The organism is Lysobacter hankyongensis (genome assembly GCF_039543145.1).
Lineage (GTDB): Bacteria > Pseudomonadota > Gammaproteobacteria > Xanthomonadales > Xanthomonadaceae > Lysobacter_I > Lysobacter_I hankyongensis.
Map to the genome: position 1 here is coordinate 103,327 of NZ_BAABJE010000007.1, position 22,316 is coordinate 125,642.

At 65.5% G+C, this 22,316-nt stretch carries 22 protein-coding genes and 1 pseudogene; 6 read left to right on the forward strand and 17 right to left on the reverse strand.

Annotated elements, in window-relative coordinates:
- Positions 1-171: 171 nt before the first annotated feature.
- Positions 172-1,248, forward strand: a pseudogene (locus ABD974_RS08615) (pectate lyase family protein); the annotation flags it as partial.
- Between the two features lie 279 nt (positions 1,249-1,527).
- On the opposite strand, the gene ABD974_RS08620 reads toward ABD974_RS08615, so the two are convergent.
- From ABD974_RS08620 to hutU, 10 genes are all read right to left on the reverse strand, one after another.
- The gene (locus tag ABD974_RS08620; RefSeq protein WP_345302905.1) at positions 1,528-2,094 is read right to left on the reverse strand and encodes an REP-associated tyrosine transposase; all 567 of its coding nucleotides are present in this window, start codon (positions 2,092-2,094) and stop codon (positions 1,528-1,530) included.
- 219 nt (positions 2,095-2,313) lie between these two features.
- Entirely contained in the window at positions 2,314-3,108 is a 795-nt protein-coding gene (locus ABD974_RS08625; RefSeq protein ID WP_345302906.1) for a DUF1295 domain-containing protein, read from the reverse strand.
- Positions 3,109-3,112: 4 nt separating this feature from the next.
- On the reverse strand, positions 3,113-3,511 hold the full coding sequence (locus tag ABD974_RS08630) for a DUF2177 family protein (RefSeq protein WP_345302907.1): 399 nt from the start codon (positions 3,509-3,511) through the stop codon (positions 3,113-3,115).
- 140 nt (positions 3,512-3,651) lie between these two features.
- Positions 3,652-4,527, reverse strand: coding sequence for a DMT family transporter (locus ABD974_RS08635; protein ID WP_345302908.1), 876 nt, complete (start codon positions 4,525-4,527; stop codon positions 3,652-3,654).
- 180 nt (positions 4,528-4,707) lie between these two features.
- Positions 4,708-4,935: a hypothetical protein gene (locus ABD974_RS08640; protein ID WP_345302909.1), complete on the reverse strand. Its 228-nt coding sequence runs from the start codon at positions 4,933-4,935 to the stop codon at positions 4,708-4,710.
- A 189-nt stretch (positions 4,936-5,124) separates the two neighbouring features.
- On the reverse strand, positions 5,125-5,313 hold the full coding sequence (locus ABD974_RS08645; protein ID WP_345302910.1) for a hypothetical protein: 189 nt from the start codon (positions 5,311-5,313) through the stop codon (positions 5,125-5,127).
- Between the two features lie 133 nt (positions 5,314-5,446).
- Positions 5,447-6,625, reverse strand: coding sequence for an esterase/lipase family protein (locus tag ABD974_RS08650; protein WP_345302911.1), 1,179 nt, complete (start codon positions 6,623-6,625; stop codon positions 5,447-5,449).
- Positions 6,626-6,853: 228 nt separating this feature from the next.
- The gene (locus ABD974_RS08655; RefSeq protein ID WP_345302912.1) at positions 6,854-7,474 is read right to left on the reverse strand and encodes a hypothetical protein; all 621 of its coding nucleotides are present in this window, start codon (positions 7,472-7,474) and stop codon (positions 6,854-6,856) included.
- Positions 7,475-7,540: 66 nt separating this feature from the next.
- The gene (locus ABD974_RS08660; protein ID WP_345302913.1) at positions 7,541-8,101 is read right to left on the reverse strand and encodes an NMCC_0638 family (lipo)protein; all 561 of its coding nucleotides are present in this window, start codon (positions 8,099-8,101) and stop codon (positions 7,541-7,543) included.
- A 185-nt stretch (positions 8,102-8,286) separates the two neighbouring features.
- Entirely contained in the window at positions 8,287-9,972 is a 1,686-nt protein-coding gene (hutU, locus tag ABD974_RS08665) for a urocanate hydratase (protein ID WP_345302914.1), read from the reverse strand.
- 154 nt (positions 9,973-10,126) lie between these two features.
- Here hutU and ABD974_RS08670 point away from each other — a divergent pair, with 154 nt between their 5' ends.
- Together ABD974_RS08670 and ABD974_RS08675 are read left to right on the forward strand one after the other, a co-directional pair.
- Positions 10,127-10,726 (forward strand): TetR/AcrR family transcriptional regulator, encoded by a 600-nt coding sequence (locus ABD974_RS08670; protein ID WP_345302915.1) that lies wholly within the window; start codon positions 10,127-10,129, stop codon positions 10,724-10,726.
- A 219-nt stretch (positions 10,727-10,945) separates the two neighbouring features.
- On the forward strand, positions 10,946-11,536 hold the full coding sequence (locus tag ABD974_RS08675) for a macro domain-containing protein (protein ID WP_345302916.1): 591 nt from the start codon (positions 10,946-10,948) through the stop codon (positions 11,534-11,536).
- Positions 11,537-11,615: 79 nt separating this feature from the next.
- Here ABD974_RS08675 and ABD974_RS08680 read toward each other — a convergent pair whose 3' ends face one another.
- Together ABD974_RS08680 and ABD974_RS08685 are read right to left on the reverse strand one after the other, a co-directional pair.
- Entirely contained in the window at positions 11,616-11,867 is a 252-nt protein-coding gene (locus tag ABD974_RS08680; RefSeq protein WP_345302917.1) for a hypothetical protein, read from the reverse strand.
- 354 nt (positions 11,868-12,221) lie between these two features.
- Positions 12,222-13,295: a toll/interleukin-1 receptor domain-containing protein gene (locus ABD974_RS08685; RefSeq protein WP_345302918.1), complete on the reverse strand. Its 1,074-nt coding sequence runs from the start codon at positions 13,293-13,295 to the stop codon at positions 12,222-12,224.
- Between the two features lie 422 nt (positions 13,296-13,717).
- Between ABD974_RS08685 and ABD974_RS08690 the strand changes: the two genes are divergently transcribed.
- Both ABD974_RS08690 and ABD974_RS08695 read left to right on the forward strand, forming a co-directional pair.
- Positions 13,718-15,244: an AlkA N-terminal domain-containing protein gene (locus ABD974_RS08690; RefSeq protein ID WP_345302919.1), complete on the forward strand. Its 1,527-nt coding sequence runs from the start codon at positions 13,718-13,720 to the stop codon at positions 15,242-15,244.
- Positions 15,245-15,255: 11 nt separating this feature from the next.
- Positions 15,256-15,777 carry a methylated-DNA--[protein]-cysteine S-methyltransferase gene (locus ABD974_RS08695; protein WP_345303016.1) on the forward strand — a complete coding sequence of 174 codons (522 nt, stop codon included), beginning with the start codon at positions 15,256-15,258 and terminating at the stop codon, positions 15,775-15,777.
- Between the two features lie 81 nt (positions 15,778-15,858).
- Here the strand turns inward: ABD974_RS08695 and ABD974_RS08700 are convergent, their stop codons facing one another.
- Positions 15,859-16,209 carry a hypothetical protein gene (locus tag ABD974_RS08700; protein ID WP_345302920.1) on the reverse strand — a complete coding sequence of 117 codons (351 nt, stop codon included), beginning with the start codon at positions 16,207-16,209 and terminating at the stop codon, positions 15,859-15,861.
- Positions 16,210-16,312: 103 nt separating this feature from the next.
- The gene (locus tag ABD974_RS08705; RefSeq protein ID WP_345302921.1) at positions 16,313-16,867 is read right to left on the reverse strand and encodes a YybH family protein; all 555 of its coding nucleotides are present in this window, start codon (positions 16,865-16,867) and stop codon (positions 16,313-16,315) included.
- 77 nt (positions 16,868-16,944) lie between these two features.
- Here ABD974_RS08705 and ABD974_RS08710 point away from each other — a divergent pair, with 77 nt between their 5' ends.
- A complete protein-coding gene (locus ABD974_RS08710) occupies positions 16,945-18,195 on the forward strand; it encodes an alkaline phosphatase family protein (RefSeq protein WP_345302922.1) in 1,251 nt (416 codons plus the stop codon).
- Positions 18,196-18,852: 657 nt separating this feature from the next.
- Here the strand turns inward: ABD974_RS08710 and ABD974_RS08715 are convergent.
- The 3 genes from ABD974_RS08715 to ABD974_RS08725 are packed head-to-tail and all read right to left on the reverse strand — an operon-like array spanning position 18,853 to position 22,279.
- The gene (locus ABD974_RS08715) at positions 18,853-19,617 is read right to left on the reverse strand and encodes a LytR/AlgR family response regulator transcription factor (RefSeq protein ID WP_345302923.1); all 765 of its coding nucleotides are present in this window, start codon (positions 19,615-19,617) and stop codon (positions 18,853-18,855) included.
- Positions 19,614-20,882: a sensor histidine kinase gene (locus ABD974_RS08720; RefSeq protein ID WP_345302924.1), complete on the reverse strand. Its 1,269-nt coding sequence runs from the start codon at positions 20,880-20,882 to the stop codon at positions 19,614-19,616. Before ABD974_RS08720 ends, ABD974_RS08715 begins: the two co-directional genes overlap by 4 nt.
- Positions 20,879-22,279, reverse strand: coding sequence for a serine hydrolase (locus tag ABD974_RS08725; protein ID WP_345302925.1), 1,401 nt, complete (start codon positions 22,277-22,279; stop codon positions 20,879-20,881). The genes ABD974_RS08720 and ABD974_RS08725 overlap by 4 nt, the downstream gene beginning before the upstream one ends.
- Positions 22,280-22,316: the final 37 nt, after the last annotated feature.

Below are 22,316 nucleotides of genomic sequence, written 5' to 3' on the forward strand. Positions count from 1 at the left end.
GGCAATCCTCAGGTTGAGGCGTCGCCGCCGCGCCCATGCTGCAGCGCAAATTGACACCGGTGACATTCATCCATCGAATGGGCGCGTCGCAACGACAGCCGGCGGGGACAACGCCGGAGCGACGTCGGACGCGGCTGCGGAACAGGACCCACCCATCCCACAAGGACTCCCATGAACATCAGTCGCAGATTGCCGGCCCGGGCGTTCACGCTCGCTGCCGCCTCGCTCTCGCTCGCGCTCGCCTTCAACGCCGATGTGCACGCCCAGGCCATGGGCTATGCCGCAGGCGCCACCGGCGGCGGCAGCCGCACGCCGGTGAACGTGAGCACGCCCGAACAGATGCGCACCGCGATCGCCGCTTACAGCGGCAGCGGCGGCCTGGTACTCAACTACACCGGCACCTTCAACTTCGCCAGCATCACCGACGTCTGCGCGCAGTGGCAGAAGCCGGCGAACGTGGTCGAGATCAAGGACAAGAGCGACATCACGATCCTCGGCGCCAACGGCTCGTCCGCCAACTTCGGGATCTTCATCGTCGGCAACTCGCAGAACGTGATCGTGCGCAACATGACGATCGGCCTGCTGCCGGGCGGCGAAGGCGCCGACTCGATCACCGTCGAAGGTCGCGGCACCGGACGCATCCCCTCGCGGATCTGGATCGACCACAACACCATCTTCGCCTCGCTCACCAGTTGCCCGGGCGCCGGCGACGCCAGTTTCGACGGCGGCATCGACATCAAGCGCGGCGCCAACCGCGTGACCGTGTCGTACAACCATATCTACAACTACCAGAAGGTCTCGCTCAACGGCCACAGCGACAGCGCGACCGAACACAACAGCGCGCGCACCACCTATTACCGCAACCGCTTCGAGAACGTGCAGTCGCGACTGCCGCTGCAGCGCTTCGGCCTGAGCCACATGGCGAACAACTACTTCGGCAATGTGTCCACGTCCGGCATCAACGTGCGCATGGGCGGTGTCTCGCTGATCGAAGCGAACTACTTCGAGAACGTCGCCAACCCGGTCACCTCGCGCGACAGTTCGCAGATCGGCTACTGGGACCTGCGCAGCAACTATGTCGGCGCCGGCATCACCTGGACCTCCGGCAGCAGCGGCACCGTCAACGCCACCAACTGGCAGACCACGCGCGCGTACCCGGAAGCCCTGCCCTACACCCTGGGCATCGCTGCGGCCGCACAGGTGAAATGCGTCGTGTTCGCCACCGCGGGCGCGAGAACCAACCTGGCCACCACCGCGCCGCAGTGCACCGGCGTCGCCGCGTCGATCGACCTCACGGCCCGCGCCACCGGCACCGACATCGGTCTGACCTGGACCACCTCGAACCTCACCACCGCGGCGCAGGAGGTGTATCGCGACACCGACGCCGACCCCAGCGGCCGCACGCGCATCGGCACCATCGGCGCCGCCATCCGCAGCTTCAGCGACACCACCGCCGCCACGGGAACGACGTACTACTACTGGATCAAGAACACCACGAACGGAACCGTCACCAACTCCAACGCGGCTTCAGCGCGGCGTTGAGCCTTGATGTGCAGCGTCCCGCATTGCAGGAGCCACCGCTCCTGCAATGCCTTCCCCGACCCGGCGGTGCAATGATGAATACGGCCAATCGATCGCCCGTTCCACCCAACCATGCTTGACCGGGTTGAAATGGATGTAGTCGACGTGATGCCGCATGTCGGATTCATCCCGGATCGTGTGCTCCCAGAAACGCCGCGCCCAGACACGTCGCTCGCCCTTGGTGCGTTGCGGTATCCAGACGCCTGCATCCACGAGTTGTCGTGTGAACAGCGCCTTGATCATCCGCCAGCGCATCGAATACGCCGCATCGGCTTTCGGCAAACGCCAGATCGCATGCAAATGATCCGGCAATACGACGATCGCCACCGTTTCGAACGGATGTCGCGTCCGCACCTCACGCATGGCGCGCCCGAGCAGATCGACATGATCGGTCAACAATGAGGACGAACGGTTCGCGAGCGTGACCGTGAAGAAATAGGTGCCTCCGGGCATTCGATTGCGTCGATAGTTGACCATGATCGAAGCATCGGCAGATCGCGTCGCGAAAGGCATCGGACGATCACTCGATCCGGCATCGGAAAACCCCTCGCCCGCCGCAACCCGTAGCCCGGGTAGAGGCCGCAGGCCGAAACCCGGGGCTCTCGATCTGACGAAAAGGGATGTGCCCGGATGGGCTTGTCCGTTTATATCGATCCGAATGCGGTAAAGACGCCGAGAAAAGCCCCGGGTTTCGGCCTGCGGCCTCTACCCGGGCTACGGAAATCGATGATGTCAGCGCTTCGGACGCCCCGGAAAGAATCGGGGCGTCTTTTCCAGGTAATCGCGATAGGCCTGGCTGCGCTGGCGCAGATCGGCTTCCAGCAGCGGCACGCCGGAGACGCGGGTCAACAGCCAGGTCATCAGCAGCGGCGAAAACACCGTCCATGCGCCGCCCATGCTGGCCGACGCGAGCCAGAGGCCCCACCAGAACGTGGCTTCGCCGAAATAGTTCGGATGCCGGCTGTAGCGCCACAGGCCGCGATCCATGACCGTGTCCTGTGCGGCCGATGAGGCCTTGGCCCGATCCCGTTTGAATCGCGCCATCTGCGCATCGGCCACGGTCTCGAACAGCGCGCCGAAGACGGCGATCGCGAAACCGGTGTAGGTCACTGCATTCGCGGCCTGCGCCTCGTTGAGGATCGGCACGACCGGCAGCACGATCACCGCCGCCAGCACCGCCTGCAGGATGAAGACCAGATACAGGCTCTTGAACTCGAAATTCGGCTGGTTTCGCGCGCGGATGGCCTGATAGCGCCGGTCCTCGCCGTTGCCGTGGTTGCGTATCGTGATGTACGCCGACAACCGTACGCCCCACAGCACGACCAGCGCGATCAGCGCGTACGACGCGACCGCATCGCTGCGCATCCGCCACGCGAACAGCGCGGTGAAGACGATGAAGAAGATCGACCACAGGCTGTCGACGATGCTCACGTCGCGCAGGCGGACGCTCAATGCCCACACCGCGATCGCCATCAGCAGCATCGCCGACCACGGCACCCAGGCTTCGGAAAGGCCGGCAAAATTCATCGCGTCAAACTCCGAGTCTGCGGGCGATGGAGAACGACACGATCGACACCGACGCCGACAGCACCGTGCCCCAAGCCATGTCGACCACCGTCACCAACACCGGCCAATCGCGGATCATGGCCAGACTGGTCAGATCGAAGGTGGCGTAGGTGACGAATCCGAACGCCGCGCCCGCGATCGCGGCATGGCGCAGCGAACGCTTTTCCAGCGCCGGCGCGATGACGAAATACACCAGACCGCCGATGAAGATCAGATAGAACAGGATCGCCGCCATCCAGTTCACGTCGGCCTTGAGCAGGCTGCCGATCTGCTCGCGATAGAACCCGCGCGCGAGCACGCCCAACCACAGCATGTCGATGGCGAAGAACACCGGCAGGGTGATGCAGAAGCGCTTGAACCACATGGGACCTCCGAAAAACGCGTGGATCGGGTCGCAGACTGGACCGGGCGATCGCCAGGGTCAAGGAGACGGTGAAGGGGCGCCCGGCCGCGACAGGGGGGATACGGCGAACCCGCGCCAGCGGATGCAAGCGCCGCAACGGCTCAGCGGCTGCGCTGCGCGGTCCGCGCGCCGGGCAGGATCACCATCGCGATCCCGCCGAGGATCGCACCACTTGCGAGCAGCAGCCGGAGGCCCGGCGTCTCGCCGAGCAGCAGCGCGCCGCCGAAGGCCGCCAGCGCCGGGACGCTCAGCTGGATCGTGGCCGCGCTGGCCGCGCGCAGCGACGGCAGCGCCGCATACCAGATCGCATAACCGATCCCCGAGGTCAGCATGCCGGACGCCAGCGCATACGCGACCCCGACGGCATCCATCGAGGCGCGCGCGACACACAGCGCGCTGAGCGCCAGCGCGAACGGCACCGCACGCAGGAAATTGCCGGCGGTGACCGCGGTGGGATCGCCGGCGCCGCGGCCGCGCAACGAATAGACGCCCCAAGCCGCGCCCGCGCACAGCATCAGCGCGGCGCCAGCCGGCGGGGGCGTCGACACGCCCGGCAGCAGCAGGCCGACCAGACCGCCCATCGCCAGCGCGAGACCGAGCCACTGCGGGCCGCGCAGACCTTCGCCGCGCACCAAGCCGTGGCCAATCATCGTCGTCTGCACGGCACCGAACAGGAGCAATGCGCCGGTGCCGGCCTCCAGCGCGAGGTAGGCGAACGAAAATCCAGCGGCATAGACGAACAGTGCGAAGGCCGATCGCCAATCGCCGCCCGCAGCCGCACGACCTCGAAGACGCACGATCAGCCAGAGCGCCAGCGCACCCGAGACCAGCCGCAGCGTCGTGAAACTCGCCGCATCGATCGCGGTATCGCGCAGCGCCAGCCGGCACAACAGCGAATTGCCGGCGAAGGCCAGCATCGCCAGCGCGACGAGAACGATCAATCGCACCGGCGACGGTGGAACAGCGGGAGCGCGCATGCGGACATCAGAGGCCGACGGAGACCGCAGCATAGCCGTGGGCCATCGGCGCTGCATGCCCGACGCGTCGCAGCAAGGTGCATTCGAAACCCGGCGCGGCCTGCGCCGACCTTGCGGCAATGTCGCGGGAACCACACCGGCGACTGGCATCGCCGGGAATGGCCCGCGATCTCGAACGGATTACTTCACCGCCGCCGCATTCTTCGCGATGGCCTTGTCGGCCGCGTCCAGGATCTGCTTCTGCAGCGCCGCATCGCCGACGCCGCTGGCGAGATCGCGGATCGCCAGCGCGATCAACACCTGATTGGCTGGACGGCGCCCCCATTCGGGATCTTCCCAGTGGCCGTTGAAGTAATTGGTGATCTGAAGAACGAAATCGAGACGCGACTTCACTTTGCGCAGGGCCATGACCACTCTCCATGTCGACGCCGGGCGCGATTGCCCGGACACAGAGGCCAACGCGGGAAGATCAAGTGCGCGGCCATCGCTTCGGCTGCTGCGGTTCATCGTGCGCGCTGCACATGCGATCACCGTTTGCGGCGCTCCTCTATCGTGACAGGCGCCGACCGCATGATGCATGCGGTCGGCGGGCACGGGTCAGCGGTACTCGTACCAGTACAGCGAACCTTCGATGCACAGTCGACGATACGTTGTTCCGCCGGCGAGTGGCTCCCAGACTCCGCAGATGGGCCCGCCCGACTCTTCCGGCGCGCGGGCCCATGCGAAACCCGTCGCGATCGCGAGGAGCACCAGAGCACCACCCACAACCAATGTCGCTTTGCGCATGACGATCTCCTTGTAATGAATGGGCGCTACCGGTACCGGAAACGCCGGGCGCGAAGGCGACTCCGCGCCCACGCGCACCGTAGCATCGCAAGTGGCCTCGCACCAAATTCGATGCGCAAGCATTGCAACAGGATCACTCCCGCGGCGTCAACCAACACAGCAACCGATCAGCGACATCCGGATGCCCGAGCAGGTCCAGATGGTGCATCCCGTAACCGATCCATTGCCGGCGCTTCGCGAAACCGATGGCCCGCTCGGGGTCGGGGTGATGGCCGAGCGCGCTTTCGACCGGCACCAGGCCATCGCCGATCCAGCGATCCTTGAGATCGCCGCGTCGAAGGCCGGTGGTCGCGGCCATGGCGTAGCAGCGCACGCCGCGCGGCAACGGCGCGACGCGACGACGACTGCGCGGCGGACGCGTGGCGCCGTGGCGCAGATCGGTGATGCCGGCGCTGCGGAGTTTGCCCACGCGCGCCAGCGGCGATGCGAACGGCGTCGCGCCGAGGACGAGATCGATCCAGCGACCGCCGCGCTCCAGCGGCGCGCCGTGATGCGGCGAGCCCATGCAGACCAGATCGCGCAGCGATGCCAGCCAGGGATGGTCGGCGTCCGCGGCATACTGGCAGGCGCTGCGCGCGAGCAGTCCCCCCATGCTGTGGCCGATGATCGCGATCTCGTCGATCGGCGTCGGCCATTGCGTCCGCAGCGTTTCCATCAGATCGGCGAAATCGCGGCCGTTTTCCGCAATCGGAAGCCCGGTGTTGTAGTGCAGGTACAGCGGCGTATAGCCCAGCGCTTCGGCGAGCATCGCGCCGTGATCGTGGCCCCCGTACTCCCACTGCAGATCGTTCATGCACAGGCCATGCACGAGCACGAGCAGCCTGGGGCCGGCATCCGGGATGGCCCGCGACAGCGCCTCGCTGCGCAGCACCAGCGGTCTGCCCGCATGGTGCAGGCGCATGGGGATGGCCAGAGGATTGGCGGTGGCCGCGAGATGATCGCCCAGCACACCGTTGAGCGCCGCGATCACCGCCTCTCGCTCCGCGGAGGTGCGTTCGTGTTCGACGCCCCGCCGGGCGAGCACCGCATCGAGCCCGGCACCGGTCCATCCGGTCACGCCGCGGATGCTCCGATACACGAGCCTGGTGATCCCGGTGGTGCGCACCGATGCCGCACCGCGGAGACCCAGATCGGGACGCGCGATCGCGGCATGCATCGCCTCCACCAGATCGGTCATACCCGCCGTCGCATCGACCCCGAGGCGCGCGACGCCGTGCAGGTCGGACAGTCGCAGCGTGCGGGGATCGATCATGCAGTTCGTATTCCGAAGGATGGCGGCGCCTGCAGTATGCATGAGCCCACCGAATATCCAGAGAAGCGGGCATGCCCCCTGTAAGAGCGCGGGCTTTCAACAGCCGAAGGCTGGTCAAGGCGCGACAGGTTTCCCGCGCTCTTCCCGCAAACCCGTAACCCGAGCAAGTGAAGCGCATCCGAGTGGCGTGCTGCATGTCGTCCGGATTTCCTGGGGCGGCCTTTGGCCTTACCCGGGATGCGTCACCGGAAGGGCGAACAGCCGATCGATGCGCGTAAGCACGATGCGCATGGCCTCCGCGTCCGATCGGGCCGAATCCAACACAAGGAGGCGCTCCACCGCGCATTGGAGGCATTCGATCGCGACCCGATCGTCGCCGACCGGAGCGGTGGTTTCCGGCTCCCACTCATCGAGCAGCCACATGAAATCGTCGATCACCGCTTCATATCGGTCGATGGCTTCGACCGGCTCGCCGAGACGTTCGTGGCAATCGGCGCAGGCCAACATCGCGGGACCGACCATGTGGTGGCAATGCGCGCAGACCGCCAGCGTCGCCTTGCCCCACAGCCAACTGGCGAGGAATTCCTTCCGCAGCCAACCGGCGGCACGGAAATGCAGGGTCAGTCGCCCGGTGAGATCGATCATTCGCCGACCGGCGAACCAGACCGCGCCGTCGATCGGCGCCTGCGGGTACCCGTTGGCACGGACCTTGATCTCATTCAGATGCGCGTCGAGCGCTGCCAGCGCCGCGTAGACACCGTCGTGTCGTGCCTCCCGGATCACGGGATCGGAAAAATCCGTGGTCAGTATTGATTCGAGTTCAGCGATCAGGCGTTCATCGACTTCCATGACTTCTTCGATCCGTATTGTCTGAACCCGCATTGCGGGCGCAAGACCCACCCAGCAAGAGCACGGCTATCGGGTCACCAGCACAGTGTAGGCCGCACCGAAATTGGCGCCATCCTTCTTCGGAACGATCACGGTAAACCAATAGGTGCGGTTCGATCGGGCGTCGTATACAGCCCACCCCTCGGAAGCGACGAATTCGTTGTTCGGAACAGCGCGCTCATCCGTCACGGGCTTTGCATCGTTGCCTGGATACAGCAGATCGATCAACGCCTTGAGTTCCTTCATCGATGTTTCGCGATCCGAATTCTGCGCGTGCAGCGTGCAAACTCCGGACTCGGTCAATGCGATCGCATAACGGCTGTCCAAGCCTTGTCTTCCCCAGGCCATCCCCGGCAATCCACGGAGAAACGGTCTCGAAACTTTTTCGTCGTATCGGAGGTATCTCTTGTCGCCGTCGAGACTGACCGCGAGATCGTCTGCCATGACGGTATGGGCAATGCAGCTTTCGATGAAAAACCTCGCCGGCTCGCCAAGTTCGTTGTGCCGGGCTTCGAACTCCTGCCGCGAAAGGGGCGCCTGCGAGAACGCCAGAGATATTCCGATGATGAGATTGACGATTTGAAGCATGAAATCACTCTCTTCGGTGCCTGGCACCCGAGTTGAATCTACCGATACAAAATACACAAGCGACAGATGTCGGAACCCGCTTCGCTCTCCACCCCGCGGCGCACGACATCAACCGCGCCAGACGTGAGACCGGGTCATCGACCCTTCCACATCTCGAAAAACGCTGGGCCAACGGCCCAACCGACTCAAAGCATCGGCAACTTCAGCCCCTGTTCCTTCGCGCACGCCTTCGCGATTTCATATCCCGCATCCGCGTGGCGCATGACGCCGGTGCCCGGGTCGTTCCAGAGCACGCGGGCGATGCGCTTGTCGGCTTCGGCCGAACCGTCGCAGACGATGACCACGCCGCTGTGCTGGGAGAAACCCATGCCGACGCCGCCGCCGTGGTGCAGGCTGACCCAGGTCGCGCCGCCGGCGACGTTCAACATCGCGTTGAGCAGCGGCCAGTCGCTGACCGCATCGCTGCCGTCCTGCATCGCTTCGGTTTCGCGGTTGGGCGAAGCGACGCTGCCGCTGTCGAGGTGATCGCGACCGATCACGATCGGCGCCTTGAGTTCGCCATTGCGCACCATTTCGTTGAAGGCGAGGCCGAGCTTGTGGCGCAGGCCGAGGCCGACCCAGCAGATGCGCGCCGGCAGGCCCTGGAAGCTGATGCGTTCCTTCGCCATGTCGAGCCAGCGATGCAGGTGCGCGTCGTCGGGGATGAGTTCCTTGACCTTGGCGTCGGTCTTCGCGATGTCTTCGGGATCGCCGCTGAGCGCGACCCAGCGGAACGGGCCGACGCCGCGGCAGAACAGCGGACGCACGTACGCCGGGACGAAGCCGGGGAAATCGAAGGCGTCCCTGCAGCCGACCTCGAACGCCATCTGCCGGATGTTGTTGCCGTAATCGAAGGTGGGGATACCCATGTCTTCGAAATGCAGCATGGCCTCGACGTGGATGCGCATCGAGTGCTTGGCAGCTTCGACGACTTCCTCCGGCGCGGTCTTCTGCTTGTCGAACCACTGCTCCAGCGTCCAGCCCGCGGGCAGGTAGCCGTGCAGCGGATCGTGGGCGGAGGTCTGGTCGGTCACCGCGTCCGGACGCACGCCGCGGCGCACGAGCTCGGGCAGGATTTCGGCGGCGTTGCCGAGCAGCGCGATCGATTTTGCTTCGCCGGCCGCGCAGTATGTCTCGATCCGCGCGAGGGCGTCGTCGAGGTCGGTCGCCTGTTCGTCGACGTAGCGCGTGCGCAGGCGCATGTCGATGCGCGACTGCTGGCATTCGATGTTCAGCGAACACGCGCCGGCGAGCGACGCGGCCAGCGGCTGCGCGCCGCCCATGCCACCGAGGCCGGCGGTGAGGATCCACTTGCCGGTGAGGTCGCCGTCGTAATGCTGGCGCCCCATTTCGACGAAGGTTTCGTAGGTGCCCTGCACGATGCCCTGGCTGCCGATGTAGATCCAGCTGCCGGCGGTCATCTGGCCGTACATCATCAGGCCCTTCTTATCCAGTTCGTGGAAGTGTTCCCACGTCGCCCAGTGCGGCACGAGATTGGAGTTGGCGATCAGCACGCGCGGCGCGTCCGGATGCGTGGGGAAGACACCGACCGGCTTGCCCGACTGGATCAGCAGGGTTTCGTGGTCTTCGAGGTTGCGCAGCGATTCGAGAATGGCGTCGTAGCAGGCCCAGTCGCGCGCGGCGCGGCCGATGCCGCCGTAGACCACCAGATCTTCCGGGCGCTCCGCGACCTCGGCGTCGAGGTTGTTCTGGATCATCCGGTACGCGGCTTCGGTCAGCCACGACTTGCAGGTCTTCTCCGCGCCGCGCGGGGCGCGGATCGTGCGGGACGGATCGTGGCGGTTGGAACCGAACGGGATCGACGGAGTCATGGCGGAGGTCCTTGCGCGCGGCGCGGGTGGCGATCCGGAAATTATCGCGCCGCGTTTCCCGCCCCCACCAGCAGAAGCGCCGGCTTCGATGGTCAGCGTCATCGCAAGTGCTTGATTTCGTGGCGGCCGCCTGCGAATTGTGTACGCTGTACACATGACGCAGCCCGCCACCGCCGACCGCATCCTCCACGCCGCCCGCGTCGTGTTCGAACGCGAGGGCGCGGCGGCCATGACCATGCGCCGCATCGCGCAGGAAGTCGGCATCACGCCGATGGCGATCTACCGCCACTTCCCCAACCGCGACGCCCTGCTGAAACGGATCTGCGACGACAGCTTCCAGGAGATCGCCCACCACTGGCACGCCCGCAACACCGGCCCCGACGTGATGACCCGCATCGTCGCGCTGCAGGAGATCTACCTCGACTACGCCCTCGCCTACCCGCACCTCTTCGACCACGCCTTCTCCACCCGCCGCGACGACGCCCGCCGCTACCCCGACGACTTCCGCGCCCGCCGCTCGCCCACCCTCAACGAAGTCGCCGACGCGGTGGCCGACGCCCAAACCACCGGCGCGCTGAAACAGGACGACCCCTGGGAAGTCGCGCTGACGCTGTGGGCGCACTCGCATGGTCTCATCGCGCTCTATCGCGCCGGAAGGTTCAACTGCGATGCCAAGGAATTCCGCGCACTGCACGCGCGGGCATTGCGGCGATTGCTCGAAGGCTTGGCGGTGGATGCTTCGTCGCCCGGGTAAGTTCCGTAGCCCGGGTCCGCGCATTGCGCGGACCCGGGACAACGACCGCAGCGCCCCTTGAACTTCATGCGGGTCGGCGAGCGAACCCGCTCTCGTAGAAGGGACTTCAGGCCCGAGCTTTTTGCCTCGACCACCGCTTGCGCACGCCGCAATAGTCCAATACGGAATGCGCGACGTTATGATGACGAACCTGCAAATAATCCGCTCCATGCATCGCACATGCTCAAACGTCTCACCCTGATCGATTTGTCGGAACCACTCGTCCATGCCTGGAGGGAAGCGTTTCGTGATATCGAAGGCGTGCATATCGTGCAGGGAGATTTCTTTTCCCTGCCTGCGGATGCCATGGTCAGTCCTGCAAACAGTTTCGGCATCATGGACGGCGGTCTCGACCTCGCCATTCGAAATGAACTCGGCTTCCACGTCGAAACCGCCGTGCAGAAAGCGATTGTCGACCAACACCACGGCGAGCTTCCGGTCGGCGCAGCAATTTCCGTCCGTACAGGCCATGTCTCCTGGCCCTGGCTGATCGCGGCACCGACCATGCGAATTCCGGAAAACATCGCGCACACGCTTAATCCATATCACGCTTTCCGCGCGATACTGCTGGAAATCTCACGCATGCAGGCGAAGGATATCGCAATTGAAACGCTCGTGTGCCCCGGTCTCGGAACCGGGATTGGCATGGTCTCTCCACGGCGGTGTGCTGCGCTCATGCGCGCCGCCCATATCAACATGCAGCGACCACCGCGCATTCCCAGCTATCGTGAAATCCACGATGTACACGCGAGATTGAAGATCGCCGGCTGAAGCCTCGTTGTCCCAGGCAAGCACAAAGCGCGCACCTGGCAGAACGGCTGCATGACTCTCCGGAACCCCGAGTGCGGCCCTAGTTCATGTCCCGCCGAATCGAATCAGACGCCCTTCTTGCCGCCTCGGCACGCGAAACGCTCGGCGCTCGCTTGCGCTCCAACCCGATCAGGCGATCGGCCTTTTCCTTGTCCCCATGACAGAGACGAATCAGTTCGTCTTCGTGGCTGAAGACTTCTGCTTTCGCTTTCTTGCCTCGCTTGCGGAGCAACAGGCGCAGCAGCAGATACAGGGCTACGCCGACGACAGGCAGGAAGGCGATGGGATGCATTCGAGGCTCCTGGAGGCAGTACCTGATCAGATCTTAAGCCCTGCAACAACGAACTCTTGCATCAATTCGTGAAAGCCGTTGCGCACCGCGGCCCGCCATGGAGCGGCCCTCGCTCTCGTAGGAGGGCCTTCAGGCCCGAGCTCTTGCTTCGATTCCGGCTGGCGTAGGGCGCATAAGCCGAAGACGTCATGCGCCATGATGATCAACCGTCTCCGCAAACCGAAGCTGGTGCATGACGCTTCGCTTATGCACCCTACGAATGCACCTTACGGCCTTAACTCTAGGAGGATGTCAAAAACGCGCCTTCAAATAATCGAATAACGGTACGCGCGCGGGAAATCTAAACACGAATCTTTAGGCCTCGTTTGCATGGAAAGGAGAGGCTTCACTCCACATTCTTTCTAGCGAATACCAAAACGGCTCGTAGTGTAATGATGAACGAGTTAGTAGCAAGTTAGGACGGTAATCTAGATGATTACTAGTCCCGACGTGATCGGCGAAACAATAGAGGTAGCTCTCGATTTGCAGCAACCCGTAATTATCCTTTGGATCAATTGCAATACCACTCCAAGTCATCAGCCACGAGGTTTCACGGCACTCAAAATTGAATCGTCCAGAGCTTGGCAAAGACTCCCTTAGCTCAACAAGAAATCTCATTCCCGCAGCGATATCAGTTCCAACACCATCTTCGGTCCATGAACAGACAGGCCCAAGAGCCAAGTGTTTTGAAGCGGCTTTCGCCTTTGATGGGCTCAGAACCAAAAAATTAACTTTTTTGCCGGAGCTGGTTAGTTGACTAATCATATTGCGAGTTCTCTGGTTGTTGGCATTTACGCCTGACCAGCCCCAGACAAAAATCTCTTTTTTTACTCTTCGGTAAATTTCATCGAAAGGAAGTTCTTTCTGAAGTTGGCGTCTTTGAAATAGCCGCTCAGCAGGCGTTGAGTCTGCCCCATCCACAACCCTCATAAAGACATTGAGCGCGCTGTCGATTCGACTTGCGGCCTCTTTTTCCCAGCCGGTAGCCGAGCTGATTTGGTCAACAAGACTCAGGATATCTCCACGAGAACCCAAGTAGCCAGCTATATCTCCGCTTAGCGCAGCTGGGAGTTGATCGTGTTTAACCTCATACAGAAGAGGGACAACGCGACTCGAAAGGCCCCATGCTGCACCCAGCTCGAATAGCACCCAAGGGCTTTGCAAACTTCTAGGTGTAAGCAGACAAATCACTAGCGACGAGTTAATCTCAGAAGGAAGCTTGGCCTTTGGCGTATCACCCAGCGATAGCTTGTAGCCTTCAACTGATGTGCATCGAATATCAGGCCTATTTTCTCCTTTGAATGATTTTTCAAGGAAATTTATGAGAGCTTCAACTATTTCAGAGTCTGCGGACGAGTGACTAATAAATAACATTTTTCGAGAAAGCATAAATCTCCTTATGAGAATTCATGATTGGTAATAACTAATATGTCTAACTATGGCAGACCGAAAAACCATGGCATGACACCTATACCGCCCCCATAAACCGCCAATCACGAAAAATCCCAAAGAAAACAAGAAAACTGCAAAAACCACCAATCTGCGCAGCAAATGCATTGCCCTGATTTACAACACCACCGTCGCAAAAAAACTCAACACCGTGCAACCTGTCCGAAATGACAGCATCAACACACACTGCCTCGCCACCATCGCGTACGCGACCCGCAGGTCCTTCGCCATCGCCGCATCCCAAGTTTCGCCCGCTCCGATTTCGGCGGGCCCAGGGCCCGCCCTACGAAACCATTCCGGTCATGGCAGCCGTGTCCGAAAACGGCCAGCCACCCCCGCGCGGGTGGTCTACGATGCCCCCCATGACCACCGCCCCCGACCACCACCACGCCCTGCCGCCGCGCGAGGTCTGCCTTCGCGCCATGGCGGCGAAGGATCACCGGTTCGACGGGGTGTTCTTCATCGCGGTGCGCAGCACCGGGATCTATTGCCGGCCGGTGTGCCCGGCGCCGGCGCCGAAGCGGGAGAACATCGGCTTCCATCCCAATGCGGCGTCGGCGACGGCGGCGGGGTATCGGCCGTGCCTGCGCTGCCGGCCGGAGCTGTCGCCGGAGGCCTTCGCGCAGGTGCGCGAGGACAGCGTGCGGCGCGCGCTGGCGATGATCGCGGAAGGCGCGCTGCAGGACGACAGCGTGGATGCGCTGGCGGCGCGCGTGGGCTTGAGCGCGCGGCAGCTGCAGCGCGTGTTCGTCGCCCAGGTGGGCGCGACGCCGCATGCGGTGCACGCGACGCGACGCCTGCTGCTGGCGAAACAGCTGCTCACCGAAACCGCGCTGCCGGTGACCGATGTCGCGCTCGCGGCGGGTTACAACAGCATCCGCCGTTTCAACGCGGCGTTCCGCGAGGGCTGCGGAATGGCGCCGGGCGCGATCCGTCGATCGAAGTCCGCCGACGCGATGCCACTGGGCACGCTGCGGTTGCGGTTGGGGTATCGGCCGCCGCTGGATTTCCCGCTGCTGCGGGCGTTCATCGCGAAGCGTGCGATCCCGGGCATCGAGCATGTCGGTGCGGATCGCTACGAGCGCGCGATTGCCAATGCGGACGGCAGCGCCGGCTGGATCCGCGTGCGCGCGATCGACGACAGACCGGAACTGTCGCTGGAGATCGGCGGCGTCGCGCCACACATGATCCCGGATGTCGTGCGGCGCGTGCGCCGGATGTTCGATCTCGATGCGGATCCGCGCGCGATCCACGCCACGCTGGCGCAGGATCCGCTGCTCGCGCGCGCGCTGGACCGCCATCCCGGCCTGCGCGTGCCCTGCGGCTGGGATGGTTTCGAACTCGCGGTGCGTGCGGTGCTGGGCCAGCAGATCAGCGTGGCCGGCGCGACCACGTTCGCGCGGCGCATCGTCGAACGCTGGGGAACGCCATTGCGCATGCCGGCCGATGCGCCGAACGGACTGGATCGCGCGTTTCCGTCGCCCGACACGCTGCGCGACGCGACGCTGGAAGAGATCGGCCTGCCGAAGACGCGGGCGGCGACGATCCGCACGGTGTCCGCCGCGGTCGCCGAAGGCCGGCTGTCGTTCGCGGGCGGGCAGCGGCTGGAGGATTTCGTCGAACGCGCGGTCGCGTTGCCGGGCATCGGCCCGTGGACGGCGCAGTACATCGCGATGCGCGGCATGGCGATGCCCGACGCCTTCCCGGCCGGCGATCTGGTGCTGCAGCAGCGACTGGGCGTGGCGCAGGGCGCGACGCGGCTGAGCGAACGCGCGACCGAAGCGCGCTCGCAGGCGTGGCGGCCGTGGCGCGCGTACGCGGTACTGCATCTGTGGCATCTTCCCGCGGACCTCGCCGTGAGCCCCATCGCCGTGAACGACGCCGCATGAGCATGCAGCACATGGACATCCTTTACATGGACACGCTCGACACGCCGATCGGCACGCTGGTGCTGGCCGCCGATGCCGAGGGCCTGCGCCACATCGAATTCCCGAGCAACCGGCATCCGGTGGATCGCGCCGGCTGGGTGCCCGGCGCGGAAGGCATGGCGGCGGAGATCCTCGCAATGACATCGCGACAACTGAGCGAATATTTCGACGGCACACGACGCGATTTCGACCTGCCGCTGGCGCCGCGCGGCACCGAATTCCAATTGCGGGTCTGGAACGCGCTGGCGACGATTCCGTTCGGCGCGACCTGGAGTTACGGCGCACTCGCGCGCGCGATCGACAAACCCGATGCGATGCGCGCGGTCGGCGCGGCCAACGGCCGCAACCCGCTGCCGATCGTGCTGCCCTGCCATCGCGTGATCGGCGCCGACGGCAGCCTCACCGGGTTCGGCGGCGGCCTGCCGATCAAGGAAGCGCTGCTGCGACTCGAAGGCGCGTTGCCGGCAGGCGGCAGCGGCGATCTGTTCGGCTGAGGCGTCGCGTCTGGCGCGCATGCGCGCGCCCACGAAAAAGCCCGGCGCGAGGCCGGGCTTGGGGAACGGTGCGAATGCGCGTCAGCGGATCGACGTGTCGAGGCTGCGCAGGGCATCGGCGAGATTGATGTGGCCGCTGCGGTCGAGATCTTCGGCGGTGTAGACGCGACCCGCGGCGACGGCGCAGCCCTGCGGCTTGCGGTCTTTCTCGGCGCGGACATTGCGGCTGGCAACGATGCGCGAACCGGTGCTGCGCAGACAGGTGCGGGCCGGTTCTTCCGTCCGGGCCGGTACGGTCGCATCCGGAGTGGTCTCGGCCGCAGTGGTCTGCATGGTTTCGGTTTCGCCGGTGTCCTTGCTGACGGTGACGGTCTGGGCGGCGGCGATTCCGCAGGAAGCGGCGAGCAATGCGGCGAGCAGGAAGCGGGTCATGGCGGCGGCTCCGTTGTCCTCGGGATGGGTGTCACCTTACGCCGGGCCGGCGCGGCCTGCATGAACGCACCTGTCCGAAGGGGGCGCCACGTTCACTGCGGCGTCAGCCCGCCGGGCAGGCCTCGCGACGGCCGGCGCGGAAGGCCTGGACCTGCTCCGGTGTGGCCGGCGCGCTGTCGCTGCCGTCGTCGAAGAGGACACGCCAGACCCCGTCGGCGTCGCGGTGCCAGACCGAGCGGTAACCGCCGAGCGAATACTTCGCGTCGGGGGTACCGGGATTCTCGATCAGCAGCGACGGGCCTTCCGACCAGGCGATGCTGTCGAGGCCGCCGATCGTGGTCCGGACCGGATACCACTCGATGGTCACGTGCCTGCCTTCGATGATGCCGCCCCAGCGCGCGACGATGGCCTCGCGGCCGCGGGTCTGGCGCGCGCGACCGGCGCCGAACACCGCGCCCTCCGCGACATGATCGGCGAACGCGGCGGGATCGTGGTCGGCCACCGTGCGGGCGAAGCTCAGCTCCCTCGTCCAGACCTCGCACTCGGCGGGTGAATGCGCGGCGTTCGGCGTCTGCGGCGCCTGCGGTCCTTGGGCCGATGCGGACAGGCAGAAGACCGACGACACGGCGAAACACATCAGCGGGGCCAGGCGAGGCATGCGGACTCCGGAACAGTGGTCGAAAGTCGAAGAACCGTCGAAACCGCGGCGACATCGACCGCGTTTATCATGGCCGGATGATGCCACGCCGCCTGCACACCGTCTTCCCGGCATGGATTGCCGTTCTTGTCCTCTCGCTGCCGATCGCCGCCTGCACCGGCGGCCCGACGGCGCGGCCCGCGCCCATCGATGCCGGCCATCGCGTGGTGCTGGTCTCGATCGACGGTCTGCCCGCCTCGATGCTGGGCGACGGCACCCTGCCGACGCTGGACGCGATCGCCGCGGAAGGCGCGCGCGCCGAGTGGCTGAATTCCAGCTACCCGACGCTGACCTTCCCCAATCACTACACCCTCGTCACCGGCCTGCGCCCGGACCATCACGGCATCGTCCACAACAACATGCTGGACGAACAACTTGGCCGCTTCATCTCGAAGGAAGACGGCGCGAAGGACGGACGCTGGTGGGGCGGCGAACCGATCTGGGCCACGCTGCAGAAACAGGGCGGTATCGCGGCGACGATGTTCTGGCCCGGCTCGGAGGCGCGGATCGCCGGCGAACGTCCGCGCCATGCCCGCCCGTTCGACAAGACTGTGACCGCGAGTGCGCGGGTGGATCAGATCCTGCAATGGCTGGACCTGCCGGTCGGCGAACGGCCGCAGCTGCTGACGCTGTATTTCGACCAGTACGACGTGACCGCGCACGAATACGGTGCGACCGCGCCGCAGTCGCTGGCCGCGCTGCGCGGCGTGGACGCGGCGCTGGCGAAACTGCGCGACGGGCTGCGCGCGCGCGGCATGGTCGCGGGCACCGATCTGATCGTGCTGTCGGACCACGGCATGGCCGATGTGCCGCGCGATCATCTGCGCCTGCTCGACGACCGGCTGGACGCCTCCGCCTACACGCTGCGCGCGTGGGGCACGCTGGTCGGCATCGTGCCGAAACCCGGACGCGACGCGGACGTCGAGCGCGCCTTCCTCGGTCGCCACGATGTCTACGCCTGCTGGCGCAAGGCCGAACTGCCGAAGGCATGGCACTACGGCACGCATGCGCGGGTTCCGCCGATCGTCTGTCAGGTCGATGCCGGCTGGCGCGTGCAGACCCGCGCCAACGCGCCGCAGTCGCAGCCGGTGAAGGGCGAACACGGCTTCGCGCCGGAAGATCCGACGATGCGCGCGGTGTTCGTCGCGAGCGGACCGTCGTTCAAACGCGGCGTGGTGCTGCCAGCATTCGACAACGTCGACATCTATCCGCTGCTCGCGCGCCTGCTGCGCGTGCAGCCGGCACCGAACGACGGCAGCCTGGCCTCCACCGAAGCGGCGCTGCGGTAGCCTCATACGCGCCAACAAAGCAAAAGCACGCTGCATCCAGCGGTAGAGCGGGCTTGAGCCTGAGATATCTCCACAAATTTTCCATGAAACACAGTGATTTCTCAGTTCCGAAAGTATTCGTGATCCGGTTCTGGTCTTGATTTACCGGGGCCCCTGGCCGCGACGGGTTTCGCGGATCAGGCCCATCGGGCGCGCGGCAGGACGCCGCGCGTTTTTCGACAGGACACGGATGTCCTGTCGAAAAACCCCGCGAAACCCGTGGACCCGGCGCAACGCGCCGGGCGCGACCGACGGGGTGTGCTTTCTTTGGGTTACTTTTCTTGACTCGCGCTGCGCGCTCGCCCTTCGGGCCGGCTTCGCCGTTCGCGCCGCTGCGCGGCGCAGTGGCACAAGCAAAGAAAAGTGACTCGCTCGCGGCAGCGAGCGAAACCAAGGCCGTGCGGCAGATCGTTCCGTCAGCCTTCGTGGCGAGTTGGATTCGATCGATCACAAACAGGTCCCTCGCCTGCGGCTCGGGATGACAGTCGTATCCAGAATCATCGTAACCCGATGATCTATTGAAGGAAAAAGTGGGGACACCTCAGGCTTGATCCCGCTGCTTCATTTTTTTTCAGGACAGCGGCGTGAAGACCGCTCTACCGTGTTCTTCTGACGCGTTCACATCCCGCGGAACCGGTGCAGGAACGCCGCGCTCACCGGCAAGGCTTCGTCGTGACCGCGCAGATGCAGCATCGATTTGCCGAATTCGTCGCGGCGCAGGCGATCGATCGCGGATACCCGCACCAGCGTGCCGCGATGCACCTGCCAGAAGGCGTCTGGATCGAGTCCCGCCAGCAGTTCCTTGATCGGCGTGCGGATGATCGCCTCGCCGTCGGCGGTGACCACGCGCACGTATTTGTCCTGCGCCTGGAAGAACAGCACGTCCTCGATGCCGATCATGCGCACGCTGTCGCCCACCGCCGCGCTGATCCAGCGGATCAACCGCGCGCCGGCGGGGCGCAGCGCTGCTTCCAGCGTGTCGACGCGTGCAGCATCGTCGTCGGTCGAGGCATCGCGAAGTCGTGCACGGAGGCGTTCGACCGCGCGCTGCAGGCGCTCCGGCTGCACCGGCTTCAGCAGATAGTCGACCGCACCGGTCTCGAACGCGCGCACCGCGTATTTGTCGTAGGCGGTGGTGAACACGACCAGCGACTTCGCCGCGACTGCGGCGCGCGCCACGTCGAGGCCGCTCACGCCGGGCATGCGGATGTCGAGAAAACACAGGTCCGGGCGATGCGCGGCGATGGCCTCCATCGCGGCGATGCCGTCCTCACATTCGGCGACGACGCGCAATTCCGGCCAGGCCTCCGCCAGCAGCGCGCGCAGCGCGCGACGCAGCGGCGCTTCGTCCTCGGCGATGATCGCGGTGGGCGCCGTCGTCATCGCGCGTCACCGGCCAGCGGAATGCGCAGCTCCGCGCAGGCGCCCTTCGGCGGGCGGCTGTGCAGCGCGAACTCGGCGCGATCGCCGTAGCGCGTCTGCAGTTGCGCGCGCACGTTGGCGAGCCCGAGCCCGCCGCCGATGCCGGGCTGCAGGCCCATGCCGTCGTCGATCACGCGCACCCGCAGCGCGTCGCCGTCGCGTTCGGCGCTGAGCGTGATCCTGCCCGGGCCGGGCCGCGGTTCGATCCCGTGCTTGACCGCGTTCTCGACCAGACTGATCAGCAGCAGCGGCGGAAACGGCACGTCGCGCAGCGCGGGATCGACTTCGATCGCGTGCGACAGGCGGCCCGCGGTGCGCAGGCGCATCAGTTCGAGATAGCTCGCGCACAGATCGAGCTGTTGGCCGAGCGTGGAATCGAGCAGGCTGGAATCGGGCAACGTGGAATCGAGCGTGGCTTCGGCATCGCGCAGGCGCGGAATGCTGGCGCGCAGATAATCCACCAGCGCGTCCAGCGTGGCCTCGGCCTGCCCGGGATCCTGGCGCACCAGCGCGCGCACCGAGGCGAGCGTGTTGAACAGGAAATGCGGTTCGACCTGCGCCTGCAGCACGCCCAGACGCAGCTCGGAGCGCTGCTTCTCGGCCTGCAGCGCGGCCAGCGCCGCGGCCTGCCGACTGTCCTGCCAACGACCGAGTTCGCGGAAGTACGCGCGCAGCGCGAGCCCGCCGCCGAGCGCGCCGTAGATCAGCACCGCGAACGCGACATTGACCGTGGCCACGATCGCCTTCACGAACGGCGAGAATTCCGGCGGCTTCACCTTCGCTGTGATCCCGTGCGTCTTCGCGACCGCCTGTTCGAGATAGCCGGACGCCCAGGTGTCGGCGAAATAGGCGACCACGATGCCGGCCAGCACCGCCAGCACCACGCCGATGCGCTCGCGCCGCAGCGGCCAGCCGCGATGCCGCACCAGCGTGGCGAACAGCGGGCCGACACAGGACATCAGGATGAAACCGCCGAAGAAATGCAGGCCGGACAACAGGCCGAGGCGCATGTCCGACGCCATCATGCCCATGCCCCATCCGGTCAACAGCGCCCACGCGCCGATCGCGACGGCGAAGATCAGGCTGCGGCCGCGCAGCCAGCGCCAGCCGAACACCGGATAGCGCCGGTAACCGAGCCACGCGCCGCGTGCAACGACGACCTCGGCGGGCAGCGGCTGGTCCAGCGCGTACGGCGTGCGATCGGAGACGGTGGACGACGGGATCATTTGCGCATGCCCTGCAGGATCTGACCGCCCTGTTCGAGGGCGAGCGCGACGACTTTACCAGCCGCATCGCGACGGAACCGGATCACGATGCCGGCGTCGGCGAACGCGAACACGTCCTTGGCCTTGGGCGCAAGCGGAAACGCGCCCTGCCCCGTGGCCTGCGCGGTCAGCGTGGCGCCCTCGGCGCGCACCGTCAGCGCGAAGCCCGGCACCAGCGGGTACTCGCCGACGTAGGCCTTGAGGTCATCGGCGGACAGCATCGGCGCGGGGCCGGCATCGGCTTCCGGCTTCAGCGGTTTGCCCAGCGGCACGCGGGCGTCGAGCAGGTGCAGGCCGAGACTGCCCAGACCGCCGACGCCATGCAGCGCGGTATCGGAGAGGATCACCACGCCGAACTTTTGCTTCGGATCGAAGGCGACGAACGACGAGAACCCGCCGGTGCCGCCCTCGTGCGCGAGGAAGCTGCGGCCGTTGAGCTGCGCGATCATCCAGTGCATCGCCATCGGGGTCTTCGCATCGTTCGGTATCGCGACATGGGTCAGCGCGAAGTCGGCGTCCAGCGGCTTCGGCGCGGTGCCGGCCTGCGCCTGGACGTAGCGCACCATGTCGTCGAGCGTCGCGCGCACGCCGCCGACGCCGGCGAAATCGGTCGGGAAATCCCAGGGCGACGTCGGCTTGCCGTCCGGCGTGTGCCCGGTCGCGACCGTCGCGCCGTCGGGTTTGCGTCCGATGTAACTGCGGGTCATGCCCAGCGGCGCGAACAGGCGTTCGTCGATCAGGGTTTCGAAATCCTCGCCGGCGCGACGCGCCACCGCGTACGACAGCAGCATCGCCGCGAAATTGGAGTATTCGAACTGCGCGCCGGGCGCGCGCGACAGCGTCGTCTTGGACAGCGCATCCAGCAGACCGCGCTCGGTCAGGCGCGCATAGGGATTGGCCGGGTCTGCATGCTGCATGCCAGCGGGAATCGCCGGCAGGCCGGACGTGTGGGTGACGATGTGGCGCAGCAGGATGGGCTTGCCCTCGAAGGTCGGCACCCGGGTGCCTTCGGGCAGGTACGCCGACAGTGGATCGTCGAGCGAGGCCTTGCCCTCGCGGATCAGCCCGGCGAGCAGGGCCGCCATCATCGGCTTGCTGACCGAACCGATCTCGAAGGCGGTCGCGGGGCCGATCCGGCGCGCGGAGACGCCCATGTCTGCACCGCCATCGGCGCAGACGTAGGCGCGGCTGACGCGGTCGCCGTCGATCACCGCGGTCGCGAAGCAGGCGCCGGTGCGGTCGCCGTGCAGACGCTGCCCGACCACCGCCTGCAGTTCGGCATCGGACATCGCGTGGGCGGCGCCGCTGAGCAGCAACGCACCGGCGAAGACGAAGGAAGGACTGAGCAACATGGCCATGACGATCTCCACTGCGGAACGGGGTGGGCGGGATGGG